This window comes from Marinactinospora rubrisoli (genome assembly GCF_042664915.1).
Taxonomy (GTDB): domain Bacteria; phylum Actinomycetota; class Actinomycetes; order Streptosporangiales; family Streptosporangiaceae; genus Marinitenerispora; species Marinitenerispora rubrisoli.
Genome location: NZ_JBHTBH010000001.1, coordinates 757,585 through 774,459, shown reverse-complemented (window position 1 = coordinate 774,459; position 16,875 = coordinate 757,585). Strand labels below are relative to the sequence as shown.

General features: G+C 71.0%; 13 protein-coding genes. 4 read left to right on the top strand and 9 right to left on the bottom strand.

What is annotated here, in order from left to right:
* Window positions 1–117: 117 nt before the first annotated feature.
* Window positions 118–2,097 carry a fumarate reductase/succinate dehydrogenase flavoprotein subunit gene (locus ACFQRF_RS03480; RefSeq protein ID WP_379868701.1) on the top strand — a complete coding sequence of 660 codons (1,980 nt, stop codon included), beginning with the start codon at window positions 118–120 and terminating at the stop codon, window positions 2,095–2,097.
* Complete coding sequence (locus ACFQRF_RS03475; RefSeq protein WP_379868700.1) at window positions 2,094–2,897, top strand: succinate dehydrogenase/fumarate reductase iron-sulfur subunit; 804 nt, start codon at window positions 2,094–2,096, stop codon at window positions 2,895–2,897. Before ACFQRF_RS03480 ends, ACFQRF_RS03475 begins: the two co-directional genes overlap by 4 nt.
* A 93-nt stretch (window positions 2,898–2,990) precedes the next feature.
* On the opposite strand, the gene ACFQRF_RS03470 is transcribed toward ACFQRF_RS03475, so the two are convergent.
* Window positions 2,991–4,163, bottom strand: a complete 1,173-nt coding sequence (locus tag ACFQRF_RS03470; protein ID WP_379868698.1) for an FAD-dependent monooxygenase — start codon at window positions 4,161–4,163, stop codon at window positions 2,991–2,993.
* Between the two features lie 76 nt (window positions 4,164–4,239).
* Between ACFQRF_RS03470 and ACFQRF_RS03465 the strand changes: the two genes are divergently transcribed.
* Window positions 4,240–4,836 (top strand): TetR/AcrR family transcriptional regulator, encoded by a 597-nt coding sequence (locus ACFQRF_RS03465; protein ID WP_379868697.1) that lies wholly within the window; start codon window positions 4,240–4,242, stop codon window positions 4,834–4,836.
* Between the two features lie 49 nt (window positions 4,837–4,885).
* On the opposite strand, the gene typA is transcribed toward ACFQRF_RS03465, so the two are convergent.
* The 3 genes from typA to ACFQRF_RS03450 form a co-directional block, all read right to left on the bottom strand.
* The gene (typA, locus tag ACFQRF_RS03460; RefSeq protein WP_379868695.1) at window positions 4,886–6,772 is read right to left on the bottom strand and encodes a translational GTPase TypA; all 1,887 of its coding nucleotides are present in this window, start codon (window positions 6,770–6,772) and stop codon (window positions 4,886–4,888) included.
* Between the two features lie 125 nt (window positions 6,773–6,897).
* Window positions 6,898–7,344: a (deoxy)nucleoside triphosphate pyrophosphohydrolase gene (locus tag ACFQRF_RS03455; RefSeq protein ID WP_379868694.1), complete on the bottom strand. Its 447-nt coding sequence runs from the start codon at window positions 7,342–7,344 to the stop codon at window positions 6,898–6,900.
* 235 nt (window positions 7,345–7,579) lie between these two features.
* Window positions 7,580–7,867 carry a hypothetical protein gene (locus tag ACFQRF_RS03450; protein WP_379868692.1) on the bottom strand — a complete coding sequence of 96 codons (288 nt, stop codon included), beginning with the start codon at window positions 7,865–7,867 and terminating at the stop codon, window positions 7,580–7,582.
* A 398-nt stretch (window positions 7,868–8,265) separates the two neighbouring features.
* Between ACFQRF_RS03450 and ACFQRF_RS03445 the strand changes: the two genes are divergently transcribed.
* Entirely contained in the window at window positions 8,266–8,616 is a 351-nt protein-coding gene (locus ACFQRF_RS03445; RefSeq protein WP_379868691.1) for a hypothetical protein, read from the top strand.
* Between the two features lie 824 nt (window positions 8,617–9,440).
* Here the strand turns inward: ACFQRF_RS03445 and recD2 are convergent.
* The 5 genes from recD2 to ACFQRF_RS03420 all read right to left on the bottom strand — a co-directional run bounded on the left by recD2 (window position 9,441) and on the right by ACFQRF_RS03420 (window position 16,814).
* A complete protein-coding gene (recD2, locus tag ACFQRF_RS03440) occupies window positions 9,441–11,663 on the bottom strand; it encodes an SF1B family DNA helicase RecD2 (protein WP_379868689.1) in 2,223 nt (740 codons plus the stop codon).
* 114 nt (window positions 11,664–11,777) lie between these two features.
* Window positions 11,778–12,440 carry a hypothetical protein gene (locus ACFQRF_RS03435; RefSeq protein WP_379868688.1) on the bottom strand — a complete coding sequence of 221 codons (663 nt, stop codon included), beginning with the start codon at window positions 12,438–12,440 and terminating at the stop codon, window positions 11,778–11,780.
* Window positions 12,441–12,570: 130 nt separating this feature from the next.
* Window positions 12,571–13,731 (bottom strand): C40 family peptidase, encoded by a 1,161-nt coding sequence (locus ACFQRF_RS03430; RefSeq protein ID WP_379868686.1) that lies wholly within the window; start codon window positions 13,729–13,731, stop codon window positions 12,571–12,573.
* Window positions 13,728–14,381: a hypothetical protein gene (locus ACFQRF_RS03425; RefSeq protein WP_379868685.1), complete on the bottom strand. Its 654-nt coding sequence runs from the start codon at window positions 14,379–14,381 to the stop codon at window positions 13,728–13,730. The genes ACFQRF_RS03430 and ACFQRF_RS03425 overlap by 4 nt, the downstream gene beginning before the upstream one ends.
* Window positions 14,382–14,495: 114 nt before the next feature.
* A complete protein-coding gene (locus tag ACFQRF_RS03420; protein ID WP_379869033.1) occupies window positions 14,496–16,814 on the bottom strand; it encodes a conjugal transfer protein TrbL in 2,319 nt (772 codons plus the stop codon).
* Window positions 16,815–16,875: the final 61 nt, after the last annotated feature.

The following is a 16,875-nucleotide window of genomic DNA, read 5'->3' as shown; positions in this document are numbered from 1 at the left end:
GCCACCCCAATCCCGATCGCCCCCAGTCAGCACGGATATCCGGATATCCGGTGCGCCGCCCGTTACCACCGGCCGGCGACCGGGAAGGACCGGACCAAGGCACGGAAAGTCAGGCACATGTCCGAGACGCAACGGCACTCCTACGACGTGGTGGTCATCGGCGCCGGCGGCGCCGGTCTGCGTGCCGCGATCGAGGCACGCCAGCAGGGCAAGCGGACGGCGATCATCTCCAAGTCGCTGTTCGGCAAGGCGCACACCGTCATGGCCGAGGGCGGCGCCGCGGCCGCGCTCGGCAACGTCAACCCGCACGACAGCTGGCAGGTGCACCTGCGCGACACGCTCCGCGGCGGCAAGTTCCTCAACGACCCCCGCATGGCCGAACTGCACGCCCAGGAGGCCCCGGACCGCATCCTGGAGCTGGAGTACTGGGGGGCGCTCTTCGACCGCACGGCCGACGGGCGGATCAGCCAGCGCAACTTCGGCGGGCACGAGTACGCCCGGCTCGCGCACGTCGGCGACCGCACCGGCCTGGAGATGATCCGCACCCTGCAGCAGCGCGTGGTGCAGCTCCAGCAGGCCGACGCGGCCGAGCACGGGGACCCGGAGGCCATGATCCGGGTCTTCGCCGAGACGACCATCACCGAGCTGCTCAAGGACGGCGACCGCATCGCTGGTGCCTTCGGGTACCTGCGCGACAGCGGCGACTTCGTGGTGTTCGAGGCCCCGGCGGTGATCCTGGCGACCGGCGGCATCGGCAAGTCGTTCAAGGTGACGTCGAACTCCTGGGAGTACACGGGCGACGGCCACGCGCTCGCGCTGCGGGCCGGGGCCACCCTGCTGAACATGGAGTTCGTCCAGTTCCACCCCACGGGCATGGTCTGGCCGCCGTCGGTCAAGGGCATCCTGGTCACCGAGTCGGTGCGCGGCGACGGAGGCGTGCTGCGCAACTCCGAGGGCCGGCGGTTCATGTTCGACTACGTCCCCGACGTGTTCCGGTCCCAGTACGCCGAGAGCGAGGAGGAGGCCGACGGCTGGTACACCGCCCCGGACCTGCACCGCCGTCCGCCGGAGCTGCTGCCGCGCGACGAGGTGGCGCGCGCCATCAACAACGAGGTCAAACAGGGGCGCGGCTCTCCACACGGCGGGGTGTTCCTGGACATCGCCAGCCGGCTGCCCCGTGAGGAGATCATCCGGCGGCTGCCGTCGATGCACCACCAGTTCCAGCAGCTCGCCGACGTCGACATCACCGCCGAGCCGATGGAGGTCGGCCCGACCTGCCACTACGTGATGGGGGGCGTCGAGGTCGACGCCGACACCGGGGCCGCCGTCGTCCCGGGGCTGTTCGCGGCCGGCGAGGTGTCCGGCGGTATGCACGGCTCCAACCGCCTGGGCGGGAACTCCCTGTCGGACCTGCTGGTCTTCGGCCGCCGGTGCGGGCTGGGCGCGGCGCGGTACCTGGACGGGCTCGCCGGCCGCCCGGCCGTGCCGGAGGCCGCGGTGGCCGCCGCCGCGCGTGCCGCCGAGGCTCCGCTGGGCCGCGCCACCGGTGAGAGCCCGTACGCGCTGCACCAGGAGATCCAGCAGACGATGAACGACATGGTCGGCATCATCCGGCGCGAACCGGAGATGGAGCAGGCCATCGAGACCCTGGACAAGCTGCGGGACCGGATCGCCGGGGTGCGCGCCGAGGGCGGACGCGTGTACAACCCCGGCTGGCACCTCGCCCTGGACCTGCGCAACATGCTGCTGGTGTCGCAGGCGGTCGCCCACTCGGCGCTGGAACGCCAGGAGTCGCGCGGTGGACACACCCGCGACGACTTCCCGGGCATGTCGCCGCAGTGGCGGCGGATCACCCTGGTCACCCGGCTGTCCGGCGACCGGATCGAGCTGCGCCGGCAGGCGCTCCCGGCACTGCGGCCCGACGTCATCGCGCTGTTCGACCGCGGGGAACTGGCGAAGTACCTGACCGAGGAGGAGATGGCGGAGATCCCGGTTCCCGGCCCGGCGGGCGCGCGGGCGGCGGAGGCGGTCCCGGGCGCCGGCGGATCCGGCGACCCGGACGACGAGAGCGGCGACGGCGAGGAGGCCGGCAGGTGAGCGACAAGGCGAGGTTCCGGGTCTGGCGCGGCGACGGCGGCGACGGCGAGCTGGTCGACTACGCCGTCGAGGCGCACGAGGGCGAGGTGGTGCTCGACGTGCTGCACCGGCTGCAGGCGACCCAGGCGCCCGACCTCGCGGTGCGGTGGAACTGCAAGGCCGGCAAGTGCGGGTCCTGCTCCATGGAGATCAACGGCCGGCCCCGGCTGGCGTGCATGACGCGGATGAGCGTGTTCGAGCCCGGTGAGCCGGTCACGGTGACGCCCATGCGCACCTTTCCGGTGGTCCGCGACCTGGTCTGCGACGTCTCCGAGAACTACGTGCGGGCGCGGCAGATCCCGTCGTTCTCCCCGGCTCCGGGCACCCGGCCCGGCGACTTCCGGATGACGCAGTCCGACGTGGGACGTTCGCAGGAGTTCCGTAAGTGCATCGAGTGCTTCCTGTGCAACAACGTCTGCCACGTGATCCGCGACCACGAGGAGAACCGGCCGCACTTCGCCGGCCCGCGCTACCTCATGCGGATCGCCGAGCTGGAGATGCATCCCGAGGACACCGCCGACCGGCGGATGATCGCCCAGGAGGCGTTCGGGCTCGGGTACTGCAATATCACCAAGTGCTGCACGGACGTCTGCCCGGAGAGCATCCGGATCACCGACAACGCGCTCATCCCGATGAAGGAACGGGTCGCGGACCGTCGCTACGACCCGCTGGTGTGGCTCGGGCGCACGATCGGCCTGCGGCCGGGGCTGCGCCGCGACACGCCCGTCGTGCCCAACACGGTGCCGGCTCACCGGCCGTGAGCTGCGGGCGTGCCGGGTGGGCCGCACCAGAGCCCGCCCGGCACGCTCCGTGGACCGCCGACTCCGGCGTTCCACGGCCGGCGGACGCCGGCCTCACCGCCGGGCTGCGCCCGGCGGAGACCAGTCGAAGATCCCGGTGACGCTGCGCCGCACCACCTGCGGGCCGAACGGCCCGAGCGCGACCAGCGCGATGTTCCGCACGGTGGCCACGCTCCGGTAGCCGCTGCACAGCAGGGCCCCGGCCTGCGCCGAGCGGCGCACCACCCGCGCGGCCCGGGGCCGCCGGGCGGCCGTGTACCGGACCAGGGCGGCGGGGACGTCGGCGAAACCGGCTCCCGAGACGGTGTGCGCCAAGGTCACGGCGTCCTCGATCGCCTGACACCCGCCCTGGCCGAGGTTCGGCGGCATGGCGTGCGCGGCGTCGCCGAGCAGCGCGACCCGCCCGTGGTGGTAGCTGCGCGGCGGGGTGTCGAGGTACCACACCTCGTTGCGCAGCATCTCACCGGGAGCCGCGGCGGCCAGCAGCTGCGGGATCGGGCTGTGCCAGTGGGCGAACCGGCGCGGCAGCGCCGCGTGCTCCTCCAGCGTCCACTCGCGGGGGGCGCCGGAGACGCTGACGTACACGTAGACGGTGCCATCGGCCAGCGGCATGAGGCCGACGACGGCGCCGCGTCCCCAGCTCTCGGCGGGAACGATCGGGCGGTCGGCGGGGACGACGAACCGCCAGGTGGCGAATCCGGCGTGCACGGGGGCGGGGGTCTCGGGGAACAGGGCGCGGCGGGTGACGGAGTGGATGCCGTCGGCCGCCACGACGAGGTCGGCGGTCAGCTCGCCGGAGCCGGTGGTGACGCGGGCCGGGCGGTCCCGCCCGCCCGGGTCGACGACGGTGGCGGCGCTGGCGGTGCGCACGGTACCCGCGGGCAGCCCGGCGGCGAGCAGGTCGACCAGCGTGCAACGGCGCAGCAGCACGATCGGGTCACCGAACCAGGCGCGGATCCGGTCGGCGTCCATCCGCATCAGCCAGCGGCCGTCCCATCGGCGGATCCCGCCGCCGTGCAGGGAGGACCGCTCGCGGACGGCGTCGCCCAGGCCGAGGGTGTCCAGAGCGCGCAGGGCGTTGGGGGCGACGGCCAGACCGGCGCCCGCCGGCGCGAGCGAGCGGGAACGCTCGTGAACGGTCACCTCCCAGCCGCCGCCCAGTAACGCCCGTGCGGCGGTGAGCCCGCCGATCCCGCCTCCGATCACGACCGCATGTGGTCGGGCCATGGGCACCATCCCTCCCGTCGCTCTACAGCCGTAGCGCACAGCACTCTACATTTGTAGAGTCCCGTAAAATGCGGGAGTGGCGGAAATCGCGAGCCCGCGCCTGGAACTGATCGCCCGTACGGCCATGCGGCTCATCGCGTCCCGGGGGCTGCGGGGGCTGACCCACCGCGCCGTCGACCAGGCGGCGGGACTGCCGCCCGGCTCCACCTCCTATCACGCCCGGACCAGAGCCCGGCTGATCGAGGTGACGCTGCGCCGGATGGCCGACGAGGAGGGGCGTGCGGAGGAGACCGTCCTGATGACGGCCGACCACGACCTCGACACGCTCGCCGACCTCGTCGCCGACTTCATGTACACCGCCATCCACCGCGACCGGGACCGGATGCTGGCCCGGTACGAGCTCGCGCTGGAGGCGACCCGGCGCCCCGAGCTGCGGCCACTCTACGACCGGGTCGGCGCGCGGTTCCGCGCGCTCGCCCAGAGGGTGACGAGCGTGCTCGGTTCGCCCGACCCCGAGCGGCACGCCCGCGACCTCATCGCGTGGGCGGACGGCGTCATCTTCGACTTCGTGGCCGGACCGGCGTCGGCCCGGCACCCATCGCGCGCCGAGCTGCGCCGCTCGGCGGGCGACCTGCTGGGCGCGCTGGCCCGGCACCCCGCGCAGCCGGCCTGACCACGTGCCGCCCAGGGGGCAGCACGGGCCGCGGCGCGGGGACCGGCGGTCAGCCGCGCTTCTTGTGCGCGGCGATGCGGCCGCGCTCCTTCTGGTCGAGGATCACCTTGCGGATGCGCACGGCGTCCGGCGTGACCTCGACGCACTCGTCCTCGCGGCAGAACTCCAGGGCCTGCTCCAGCGACAGCCGGCGCGGCGGTACGAGGCGCTCCAGCTCGTCGCCGGTGGAGGAGCGCATGTTGGTGAGCTTCTTCTCCTTGGTGATGTTGACGTCCATGTCATCGGCGCGGGAGTTCTCGCCGACGATCATCCCCTCGTACACCTCGGTACCGGGCTCGACGAACAGCGTGCCGCGCTCCTGGAGGTTGAACATGGCGTAGGTCATGGCCTGGCCGGAGCGGTCGGCCACCAGTGAGCCGGTGGGGCGGGTGCGCAGTTCGCCGAACCACGGTTCGAAGCCCTCGAACACGTGGTGCGCGATGCCGGTACCGCGCGTCTCGGTCAGGAACTCGGTGCGGAAGCCGATCAGCCCGCGCGACGGGACCAGCCAGTCCATCCGGACCCACCCGGTGCCGTGGTTCGTCATCTGCTCCATGCGGCCCTTGCGGACGCTGAGCAGCTGGGTGATGGCGCCCAGGTACTCCTCCGGAGCGTCGACGGTCAGCCGCTCCACCGGCTCGTGCAGCTTGCCGCCGATGTCCTTGGTGACCACCTGCGGCTTGCCGACGGTCAGCTCGTACCCCTCGCGCCGCATCTGCTCCACCAGGATGGCCAGCGCCAGCTCGCCGCGGCCCTGCACCTCCCAGGCGTCGGGGCGGTCGGTGGGCAGCACCCGCAGCGACACGTTGCCGACGAGCTCGCGGTCCAGCCGGTCCTTGACCAGCCGAGCCGTCACCTTGGCGCCCTTGACCCGGCCGACCAGCGGCGAGGTGTTGGTGCCGATCGTCATGGAGATGGCGGGCTCGTCCACTGAGATGAGCGGCAGCGGGCGCGGGTCGTCGGGGTCGGCGAGCGTCTCGCCGATCATGATGTCCGGGATGCCGGCGATGGCGATGATGTCGCCGGGGCCGGCCTGTTCGGCGGGCTTGCGCTCCAGCGCCTCGGTCATGAGCAGCTCGGTGATGCGGACCTGCTCGGTAGTGCCGTCGCCGCGGATCCACGCCACCTGCTGGCCCTTGCGGATCTCGCCCTGGTGCACCCGGCACAGCGCGAGGCGGCCGAGGAAGGGGGAGGCGTCCAGGTTGGTGACGTGCGCCTGCAGCGGCGCGCCCGCGGTGTACTCGGGGGCCGGGATGGTCTGCAGGATGGTGCGGAACAGCGGTTCGAGGTCGTCGTTGCCGGGCACCGTGCCGTTGGCGGGGCGCTCCAGAGAGGCCTTGCCGTCGCGGGCGCAGGCGTAGACGATCGGGAACTCGATCTGGTCCTCGTTGGCGTCGAGATCCAGGAAGAGCTCGTAGGTGTCGTCCACCACCTCGGCGATGCGGCTGTCGGGGCGGTCGACCTTGTTGATGACCAGGATCACCGGGAGCTTGGCGGCCAGCGCCTTGCGCAGCACGAACCGGGTCTGCGGGAGCGGGCCCTCGCTGGCGTCGACGAGCAGGACCACGCCGTCGACCATCGACAGGCCGCGCTCGACCTCGCCGCCGAAGTCGGCGTGACCGGGGGTGTCGATGATGTTGATGACGACGTCCTCGCCCTCGGGCGTGGTGTAGTGGACCGCCGTGTTCTTCGCGAGAATGGTGATGCCCTTCTCGCGCTCCAGGTCGTTGGAGTCCATGACGCGCTCGTCGACGTCCTGGTTGGCGCGGAAGGCTCCGGACTGCCAGAGCATGGCGTCCACGAGCGTGGTCTTACCGTGGTCGACGTGCGCGACGATGGCGACGTTGCGCAGGTCCGCACGGCGTGCGGATCCGGCGACGGGGGTGGCGCTGGGCATGCGAAAGTCTCGATCTCATCTGCTGGGGAACACCGCGACTCCCGCGGCCGTCCTCCAGTTTATGCGCTGCCTGGTCACCTCCCCGCGAAACTCGACGGGGCCGCGGGACCCCGCCGTGGCGGCGGTCAGCTCGGGTCGGGCAGCGGCTCGTCGGACTCCGAACGCTCCGGCGTCAGGAAGGGGCGGACGCCGTCGAGGAAGGGGAGATCGGCCGGGAGCCAGTCGACGTCGTCCAGGGTGTCGGCGGACAGCCAGCGCAGCGCCAGATGCTCGATCGGCCGCGGTTCTCCCTCCACGACTTCGGTGAGCCACACCCGCAGCACGGCGGGTGGTGAGTTCGGGCGCAGGGGGAAGGGGGCGTCGTCGCCGATCCGGCGCAGCGGGCGGACCCGCACCCCGAGCTCTTCCTGGCACTCGCGGACGAGCGCCTCCTCGTCGTTCTCACCGGGGTCCACCTTGCCGCCGGGCATCTCCCAGCGGCCGCGCAGCTGCGGCGGCTCGGCCCGCTGGGCGGCGAGCAGCGCACCGTCGCGGACGATGGCCGCGCCGACGACGATCACGGGTTCTGTCACGAGGCTCCACGGTACTCGCCCCGGCGAGACGGGGTCCGGGCGGTGCCGCCGCCGGGCGCGGGGGCCGTCCGGGACGGCGGGGCGGGAGGTGCGGCGGCGGTTCGAACCGGCCGCGGTGTGATCCGGTCGTCCACAGGCGGCGGATCGGGGTGGCGGCGGGCGGTGCGCGGCGGGTTGGATGAGAATCAGGGGGTCCCCCCTGGTCCCGGGCACCACTATGCCTGTGTCCGGGCGGCTAGGCGGCGGCACGGAGTGGCGCGGCCATCCCGTTGAGGCGGCGGGCGGCGCCCTCGGGATCACTCGCGGGGTGGGTCACCGGCCGGCCCAGGTCGTCGCGCCACCGGAACAGCCCCCCGATGCACCACACGGTGAGTCCGGCGCGGATGGACAGCGACGCCACCGTCGTGTGGTTCGCCGGGTACAGGCGCTGCATGCCGGCCGCCGTGAGGTAGCTGTGCAGCATGCCGATGGCCTGAGCAGGCGATGCCGGGATGGAGCCGTCGATCCACGAGAGGGTGCCCACGAGGCGGGTGCCTTTCCATGCGATGTCGCGGGCTCCGGGGCGCCCGTGACCACTACGGGGGTCGGCCGGCGGGTGGCCCCGCCGCCAGCGTCCCTAATACCCGCGGACACGGCGTCCGCAAACACTCTCTTTCCATTTTGATTACTTCTTGATTACGGTGCCGCGCACCTCTAGGGTGGACGGGTTGTCCCGTCCTGCCCCGATGCGCCACAGCCGCGCACCCGGCGGTGCCGTCTCCCCCTTCCCGCCCGCCACGGTTTCGGCTATGGCCCCCGCGTCTTTGCGACTGCGGCGGTGCACCGGCGGCCCGCCGGACCTCCCGGCCCGTGTGAGGCGGGCGTTCGGCGGGCAGGGTCTTCGCACGGGAGGGACCACGGGCCAAGGGGGAGGTCGGATCCATGTCGGCTTTGGACGCCCTCACGGGGGCGGCGCTCGACGGCGTCTGGATGGACGTGCCGCGGCACCGCGTGATGCTCGGTCTGCGCACGGGTGGCGAAGGGCCGAGCGGCGACGGGCAGCACGGGTTCACCGACCACACCCTGACGCTGGAGGAGGTCACCGAATTCGGCTTCCAGGACGCCACGGAGACGCTCTGGTCGGACGCGCGGGTCGCGAGCATCCGGGCCGACCACGATCCCGGGGCGATCCGGCTGCACATCACCTTCCGCGGACGGTCGGGAGCGGTGGACGCCACCTGCGGCAAGGCGGTCCTGCGACGTTCCCGTCCCGCCACGCACGAGAACCGCTAGCCGGACACCGCGGCCGGGCCCGCCCGGCCGGCACCCCCGAAAGAGACCTCGGGCGCCGGCGGTTACCGGCGCCCGAGGGGCTGACACTCTCCGGGGGGAGTGGAAAGAGCGTCAGCGTCTCGTGGGGTGGGCGGTCGCGCCCTCGGATCGCCCGGGCGCGGCACGGTCGTCCCCCGCCGGCCGCCGCTCGGCGCCTGACCGGTCCCGACTCCACGCCGTGTGCGGATTCCGCCCGGGTTTCAGTCTCATGAGGTGAGCCTAAATCCAATGGGTGGGCGGCGTGCTGGAAACCGGAAAAAATCTGCCGGGACACCCGGAGAAGATGAAGGCCGGGAGGCTGTCGTTCAACTGTTCCGCGAAAGAGGAGGGGAGGACGCAGAACAGCCCCCGAGAAACGACAGCTCCCGGCCACCGTGGTCCGCGTCCGGGAGAGGGAGGGACGGCACCACGGTCGGCGATGACACGAGGTGAAGGAGAGTTCTCTCGCGCGACCGCGAAACCAACGTTAGGTCGATACCGAGAGAAATCCATTGGGCAGCGGGCACGAACTTCACTCGCTTTATCGGGCAACCGGCACAAGCCCTTGGCGAAAGATCACCTATGCGAGGTTTTACGGACGACTTTAGCGTTTACTTTGGCGTGTTGACTAGGCAAATTGCCATACCGCATGCGGAAGCCCGAGGCCACAGCCCCGCGGATCGCGCCGTCGCGCCACCGCGAACGCGCTGGTCAGCGCCCCGGCCAGGGGCGTCCCCACCGCGAAGCGGAGCCGGTTCGGAGCCGAGGCGACGTCCGCCACGTGAGGGCCAGCCGGCTCCACCCGATCAGGCGACCGCCAGACGGTGCCGCAGCCCGGTGTGCCGGCGGCCGGAGGTCGCATTGCGCACGGCCTGCGCGATCGCCCGGCGCGAGCCCACCAGGACCACGAGTTTCCGCGCGCGGGTGATCGCCGTGTACAGCAGGTTGCGCTGCAGCATCATCCAGGCGCTGGTCGTCACCGGGATCACCACCGCCGGATACTCGCTGCCCTGTGAACGGTGCACGGTGACCGCGTAGGCGTGCGCCAATTCGTCGAGTTCGGGGAACTCGTACTCGATGTCCTCGTCCTCGTCCGTCCGCACCGTGACCAGTTGCTGCTCGGCGTCCAGCCGGGTGATCACACCGAGCGTCCCGTTGAAGACCCCGTTGGCGCCCTTGTCGTAGTTGTTGCGGATCTGGGTGACCTTGTCGCCGACCCGGAACACCCGCCCGCCGAACCGGCGTTCCGGCACCCCCTCCCGGGCCGGCGTGAGCGCGGCCTGCAGCAGGGTATTGAGGTTGCCGGCGCCGGCCGGGCCCCGGTGCATGGGAGCGAGCACCTGGACGTCCCGGCGCGGGTCCAGCCCGAAGCGGCGCGGAATCCGGCGGGCGACCACGTCCACGGTCAGCTCCGCCGCGGCGTCGGTGTCATCGCACGGAAACAGGAAGAAGTCCGGCATGTCGTCCAGGATGGGCGGCTTCCCGGTGTTGATCCGGTGCGCGTTGGTGACCACACCGGACTGCTGCGCCTGGCGGAACACCCGGGTCAGCCGCACGGCGGGCACCGGAGATCCGTCGGCGAGCAGGTCACGCAGCACCTGGCCGGCGCCGACGGACGGCAACTGGTCGACGTCCCCCACGAGCAGCAGGTGCGCGCCGGGCGGCACCGCCTTGGCGAGCTTGTTCGCGAGCAGCAGGTCGAGCATGGACGCCTCGTCCACGACGAGCAGGTCGCAGTCGAGCGGCCGGTCCCGGTCATAGGAGGCGTCGCCACCCGGCTTCAGCTCCAGCAGCCGGTGCACGGTGGAGGCGCCGTGCCCGGTCAACTCGGTCAGCCGCTTGGCCGCCCGCCCGGTCGGCGCCGCCAGCAGGATCTTCGCCCGCTTGGCCGCCGCCAGCCGGATCACCGACGCCACCGTGAACGACTTCCCGCACCCCGGACCGCCCGTGAGCACCGCCACCTTGCTCGTCAGCGCCAGCCGCACCGCCTCCTGCTGCTCGGCCGCCAGCTCCGCCCCGGTCTGCCGCGCCAGCCAGCCCAGGGCGGTCTCCCAGTCGACGTCCGCGAACGCCGGCATCCGGTCGACCGGAGCCGCCAGAAGCGCACGCAACTGCCCGGCGAGCGACAACTCGGCGCGGTGGAACGGGACGAGATACACCGCACTGACGCTCTCGGCACCGTCCGCGCCGTCCTCCGGCAACCGTTCGGTGACGACCCCCTCCTCGGCCACCAGCTCGGCGAGACAGTCGATCACCAGCGCGGAGTCCACCTGCAGGATCTTGACCGCCTCGGAGATCAGCCGCTCCTCGGGCAGATAGCAGTGCCCGTCCCCCGTGGACTCCGACAGCGTGAACTGGATTCCGGCCTTGACCCGCTCGGGGCTGTCGTGCGGAATCCCCACGGCCCGGGCGATGGTGTCGGCGGTCCGGAACCCGATCCCCCACACGTCGGCCGCCAGCCGGTACGGCTCGGTCCGCACCGTATCGATGGCGGCGTCCCCGTACTTCTTGTAGATCCGCACGGCGAGCGACGTGGAGACCTCGATCCCCTGGAGGAAGACCATCACCTCCTTGATGGACTTCTGCTCCTCCCACGCCTCGGTGATGAGCCGCGTCCGCTTCGGCCCGAGATTCGGCACCTCGATCAACCGCTCGGGCGTCCGCTCGATGACGTCGAGCGCGTCCACCCCGAAGTGCCGCACGATCCGCTCCGCCATCCGCGGTCCGATCCCCTTGACCAGCCCGGACCCGAGATACCGCTGAATCCCCTGCACGGTCGCGGGCAGCACCGTCCGGTAGTTCTCCACCATGAACTGCCGCCCATACTGCGGATGCGACCCCCAGCGCCCCTCCATCCGCAACGACTCCCCCGGATGCGCCCCCAACAGCGCCCCGACGACCGTCACCAGATCCCCACCCCGCCCCGTGTCCACCCGGGCGACGGTGTACCCCGTCTCCTCGTTGGCGAAGGTGACCCGCTCCAGCACCCCTTCCAGGACCGCCGGCCGAAACGCCTCTCCGGTTGCCACGAGATCACCTCCTCAGCGCTTGGCCGTCATCCTGACAGACCGGGGCTGACGGCACGCTCGGGCGCCGCAGTAGCACGCGCAGGCAGATTCCTGGCTCCATATCTCTAATAACCGTCAGTCAGGGATTCTTCGTTCGAGATCTATCTGAACATCGGGAACGATGCCACGCAATTCTGCGAGGAACGCCGACTCGTCGGCCAAGGCTTCGCTCGGCGACGATCGTATGTCCTGCAGAACGATGCGGAAAACGCCACTCTTCACACGGCCGAGAAAGACGTACCTGGGGAGAGCGCCTTCGTCCTCGATCGCAGAGCCGTACACGTAGTAGGAGGACGGGATCACATCGCTTCGCTCCCCCTCATCGACGATCGTCTCGAATTGATCGGAAAGTGAGGCCCTCATCTCCTCGAAGGATCGTTGGGCGAAGTCGCTCCCCGTTTCTTCTCCGGATTCGGCGATGAACACCTCATAGGAGATGGCCATCTCCATCTTCCCGGCCGCCGCCGACGTGATCTCCCAGGCGCACTCGTCACTCACCACCCTGGGCCGCGCCGAAGGGCTCGACGTCGCCGTGTCTTCGTAGCCTGCACCGTCATCAAGGCGGTAGTCGGTCACACCGAGCGTGTCGACCGTTTGTCCGCAGAGGTCGAACTCACCGGGATCAACGGATTCAACGGCTTGCCAAGACGGCGATACCCGAGGACCGGCGGACGGGTCCACGGACCTCGTCAACGCATTGACGATGCCCACCACTCCGCCAACCGTGAGGAGCGCCACCAGTGTTCCAGAAAGCACGATCACCGCGAATGCTCGCCATCCGCGGAGTTCCCTCCGGCGTTGTGGCGTGCTTTCCGAATCTGACATTCCGCATCTCCCGATCACTGCTTTCCAGGAACGATGGCCGGTTTTACAGCTCTCCCAACTGCTCCAGCTGAGCCTGAGCCCCGGCGTCGGCCAACGGCCGGGTGAATCCCAGAACGTCCGCGCGGCTGGGGTCGTTGTACTCCCGGGTCGCGATGGGACCGCACGCGGTGCACCACGCTTCGACCATCAGCCCGTCTCCGACCACCATGCCCACGTGTCCGGGCCCCGGCGGCTCCCCGGGGCGCTGGACGTCGAAGAAAACCAGGTCTCCCGGCTGTTCCTGCCCCGGCTCGACCCGTGGGCCGAAGTTCCACTGGTCCTGGGAGACCCGTGGAATGCTCACCCCGATGCTCTCGTAGGCGCGCATGAGCAGCCCGGAGCAGTCGAACCCGTTCGGGCCGGTACCGCCCCACACGTAGGGCTTGCCACGTTGGTCCAGCGCCCAGTCGACAACGGCCTGGGTGAGCTCGTCCGGGGCCTGTCCCAGTGGATCTCCCGACGCGGTCAGGTCGCAGTTGACCGCGGTCTCGATCGCCTGGTCGGTCGAGAAGCTCCCGTCGGCGTACCGTTCGGCCCACTCAAGGACGTCCTCCACGTACCACCAGGCGTGGTTGTAGCCGTAGATGGCGTTGCGGAGGTTCTCACGCGCCCCGTGGGCGATCAGGTAGTCGGCGGCGGCCGGAATGGCGTCCGCGGGGTCGTACACGCTGACCACACCGTCGCCGTTGCCGTCCTGTCCGTAGCCGTCCTCGGGGCGCTCGTCCACCGGCATGATCGGCTCTCCGCCCCAGCTGTTGCCGGCCGCCGAGCCGTTCAGTGAGCCGAACTGCATCGGTCCCGACGCGCCCCAGTCGTTGTGCCCCTCCGTGACGCCGGGCCCGTCCCAGCGCCCGTGGTGGGTCTCCACCTGCCCGATCCCCGCGAGGACGTTCCAGGGGATGCCCTTCTCCTCCCCGGTCTCCCGGTAGATCTCCAGGTAGTTCTCCGGAATGGAGTTCTCGGCGTACCCCGACGCCGCGACCTGCTCCGTCTCGCTGGTGCAGCGGAGCCCGGTCAGGGCGCTCATCCCACGGTTGATCGACGCCGTCGGAATGACGATCATCGCCAGGACCAGCACACCCGCGATGAACACGCCCACCGCGATCGCCAGCCGCGTGGCACACGAACCCCGGTCCGGGTCCGGGTGCACGAACAGCCGGGTCATCTGCCGTCCCCCAGATTCCCGGCGTCGGCCGGCTGGAAGTCGAAGACCCGCCACTCGCCGCTCTCCCGGACCATGGTGACCGCGAAGTCCCCGAGGTCGGAGTCGGCGGCATCGCCGCCCTCCACGATCGACTGCGTCCGGACGACGAAGACGATGGATTCGGCGTCGAAGTTGCGCACCGACTCGACGTTGGCACGCCCTTGGGCGACGGCCTCCTGCTCGGCCATCTCACCCCACAGGGCGCCCGCGCCGGAGCTCCTCTCCACGGTCCTGGCGTAGTCCTCGGTGGTGAAGGCGGCCAGGCTGTCGTAGTAGGTCTCGGGTGATCGTGTGTAGTCGATGGTGCCGTACGCCGCGCCGAACCGCTGCGCGACGCTGGCCGCCGCCCGGAACTCCTCCTCGGAGAAGGGGAACCAGTCCATGACGTTCATGTCGGCGGCGTCGGCGGTCGGGAGGGGGCTCGGCGGTGCGGCGTCCGGCTGCGCCGGGTCGGCCGCGGACGTGTCGCCGCTCGCCTGGCCCGGCTGCTGCTCCGGCTCCTCGTCACCGCGGAACCCGTCGACGCTGAGGTAGATGCCGAGCGCGACCAACGCCACGACGAGAATGCCGAATACGAGGCGCTGAGCGCCGTCGGAGAGGGGCTGGGGCATGTTCTCGGAGCTCTCTCGGGTGCTGCTTCGGGTGGTTACTCGGTCGTCACGACTCCGATTTCGGTATGCGCGTCGCGGTGGGGGCGGTGCGCACACCGCCCCCACCGCCGTCCGCTAGTCGTCGTCCTGCAGCCAGAAGGGGACGTCCCGACGGTTCTCCCGGCGCTGCGGTCCGGTGCCCGCCCAGAACGGGCTCGTCGGCGCGTCCTTGTTCGAGCCGCCGGAGTTCGTGAACCAGGTGCCGCGCTCGTCGCCGCCGCCGGACAGCCGGGGCGTCCGCGGTGGCGGCGCCGCCTTCTCGGGCCGGGTCCGAGGGCCGCCCCATCGCGAGCCGCGCTGGGACACGTTTCCCTGCGGGGGTGTGCTGGAACGGCCGTTGAAGATCCCACGGCCGGAGCTGGGCGCGGGCCGCTCAGCGGCTCCCCCGGCCCCTCCTCCGCCCGGCGCCGCGGTATTGCCGCTCGACGCGGCGCGGTGCCCGCTGCCCGAGCCGGTGCCGAACACCGATGCCCATCCGGTGTCGCCCGTCCCGGTGTAGCCCCCTGCGGGCCGGGGCGGGATCGGCCCCGCGTTGCCGGCCGGCGCGGCGGAGGAGCCGAGTCCTCCGCTGGCCGCCGCGACGTCGCTCAGCCGGGGAGCCTGGTCGGATCGCCGCGTCGACGACGTGCCGCCGCTGCGGCCCCCTTCGGCTCCCGCCTCCTGGGAACCGAGGTGCAGCGGCGGCGGAGCGGCGCCACCGCGTGCCCGCCCGTACCCGGCGACTCCCCGGGCCCGGCCGGATTCGCCGCGAGCGGTGGCCGCGTCGTTCGCACCGGTGTCCGCCGTCGCCGTGGCGCCCCGGGCGGTCTCTGCCCCCTCTCCGGCCGCCGCTGCGGCACCGGCACCGGGGGGCACCGCGGCGGCCGCGGCGGCGAGTTGCGGGGCGCGTTTCAGGCCCCACTTCTGCGCCCGCATGTAGGCGACCGGCGGGAGGATGTTGGCGCTCCGGCTCAGGGCGCTGCTGGTCACGGCGTCGCTGACCATCCGCGAGGTGAAGGTGTTGGCGTTCACCGACGCGAAGAGGTGGGCGAAGGGCCTGCGGTAGATGAAGAGCGCCAGTGTGAAGAGGGCGAGCAGGATCATCTGCAGGCCCCACCCGAGATCCGTCGCCATGACGAGGCCATAGCTCATGACCAGCAAGGAGATCAGCAAAATCACGAAGATCTGCTTCAGCAGCAGTCCGAGGACCATTTCAAACCATCGAAGCAGGACTGTGCGCCCGTACCCCGGATGAATCCCGATGAGCAGGAATATCGGGGAGAGCAGAAGCAGGAGCAGGAATCCGATCTTCAGAACGATGAGTGCCACGGAGCCGGCAAGGATGAGGCCTCCGGCGAAGATCGAGGCGAAGAGCGCGAGCGTCGCCACCCCCAGGCGGCTTCCCTGTTGGTTGCCTTCGAACAGCGGATACACCTCGGGATAGGTCTCCCGAATGCTCGCTGCGATCTCCTCGTACTGGCTCTCCTTGTCCTGGGTGAGTTCGACGGGGTCGAGGTCGCCCTGACTGATGCGCTGCAGCTCGACCCGGCTGATGGCCTGCGCCTCCAGCAGCGCCACACCGTGCTCGCGGGCGGCGCTGTTCGCCACCGCTCCGGTTCCGAACTCGCCGGCGACCCAGGGACGGCAGACGAGCCCCACCCACAGCATCTGAGAGTTCTGCCGAACCGCGAAATCGTTGTCGCTCTCCCAATCGGCCTGCTCGATCTGCGGTGCTCCCGCAGGGCAGGAGTTGGAGACGCCCGGCACCGCCACCCTGGACACCGCGGTGTTCACCAACTGCCCACCGGAATTCACGACGGTCCCGGCGTATCCAAGGATCTGCCCCGGATTCACCAGAATCCAGATTCCGATGGCCGTCGCCAGCACCATCCATATGGTGCTCTCGATCGTCAAGGTGACCCGCTTGCGGATGAGCCCGTACCACCCGAGCCACACGGCACCCAGAATGATCACCGTCGGCAGCAGCGGCCGCCAGATCCCTTCCCGCAGTTCGACGACGACGTTCTCGACCAGTTCATTGAAGCTGACGAGCAACCCGTCCGACGTGGCCGCCTGGTACACCGTGATGGTCGACTGGTTGATCGTCTTGGACAGATCCCACGCCGTGTTGCTGAGGGTCGCCACGGCGCTGGAGCTGAGTTTGTCGACGCACGACTCACGGATCACGTGCCACTGCTGGCCCGCCGTCCCGTACTGCCCGTAAAGGCTGGCGTCCGGCGGGAGCCCGTCCGGGGAGCCGTCGATCGAGGCCTGCGATCGCGGCGGCACCAGCAACCCGTCCGCCCCCGATCCCGCCGCCTCCGGCTGCGGGGCGGGTTCTCCCTCGCAGCCGGGGACGGCGGCCTGGGCCGAGCCGAGGGGAGTGAGGATGAAGGCCGCCATCAGCAGTGCCATGAACAGCATGCGGCGCCACCCGCGCTGTTCCGCGCCCGTCGCGTCGGCGGTGCCCGCCGCG

What these genes read in the sequence shown, in the direction of transcription:
- ACFQRF_RS03480 (WP_379868701.1), top strand. Translation starts at nt 118, where the DNA reads ATGTCCGAGACGCAACGGCACTCCTACGACGTGGTGGTCATCGGCGCC.
- ACFQRF_RS03470 (WP_379868698.1), bottom strand. Translation starts at nt 4,163, where the DNA reads ATGGCCCGACCACATGCGGTCGTGATCGGAGGCGGGATCGGCGGGCTC.
- typA (WP_379868695.1), bottom strand. Translation starts at nt 6,772, where the DNA reads ATGCCCAGCGCCACCCCCGTCGCCGGATCCGCACGCCGTGCGGACCTG.
- ACFQRF_RS03445 (WP_379868691.1), top strand. Translation starts at nt 8,266, where the DNA reads ATGTCGGCTTTGGACGCCCTCACGGGGGCGGCGCTCGACGGCGTCTGG.
- ACFQRF_RS03430 (WP_379868686.1), bottom strand. Translation starts at nt 13,731, where the DNA reads ATGACCCGGCTGTTCGTGCACCCGGACCCGGACCGGGGTTCGTGTGCC.
- ACFQRF_RS03425 (WP_379868685.1), bottom strand. Translation starts at nt 14,381, where the DNA reads ATGCCCCAGCCCCTCTCCGACGGCGCTCAGCGCCTCGTATTCGGCATT.
- ACFQRF_RS03420 (WP_379869033.1), bottom strand. Translation starts at nt 16,814, where the DNA reads ATGGCACTGCTGATGGCGGCCTTCATCCTCACTCCCCTCGGCTCGGCC.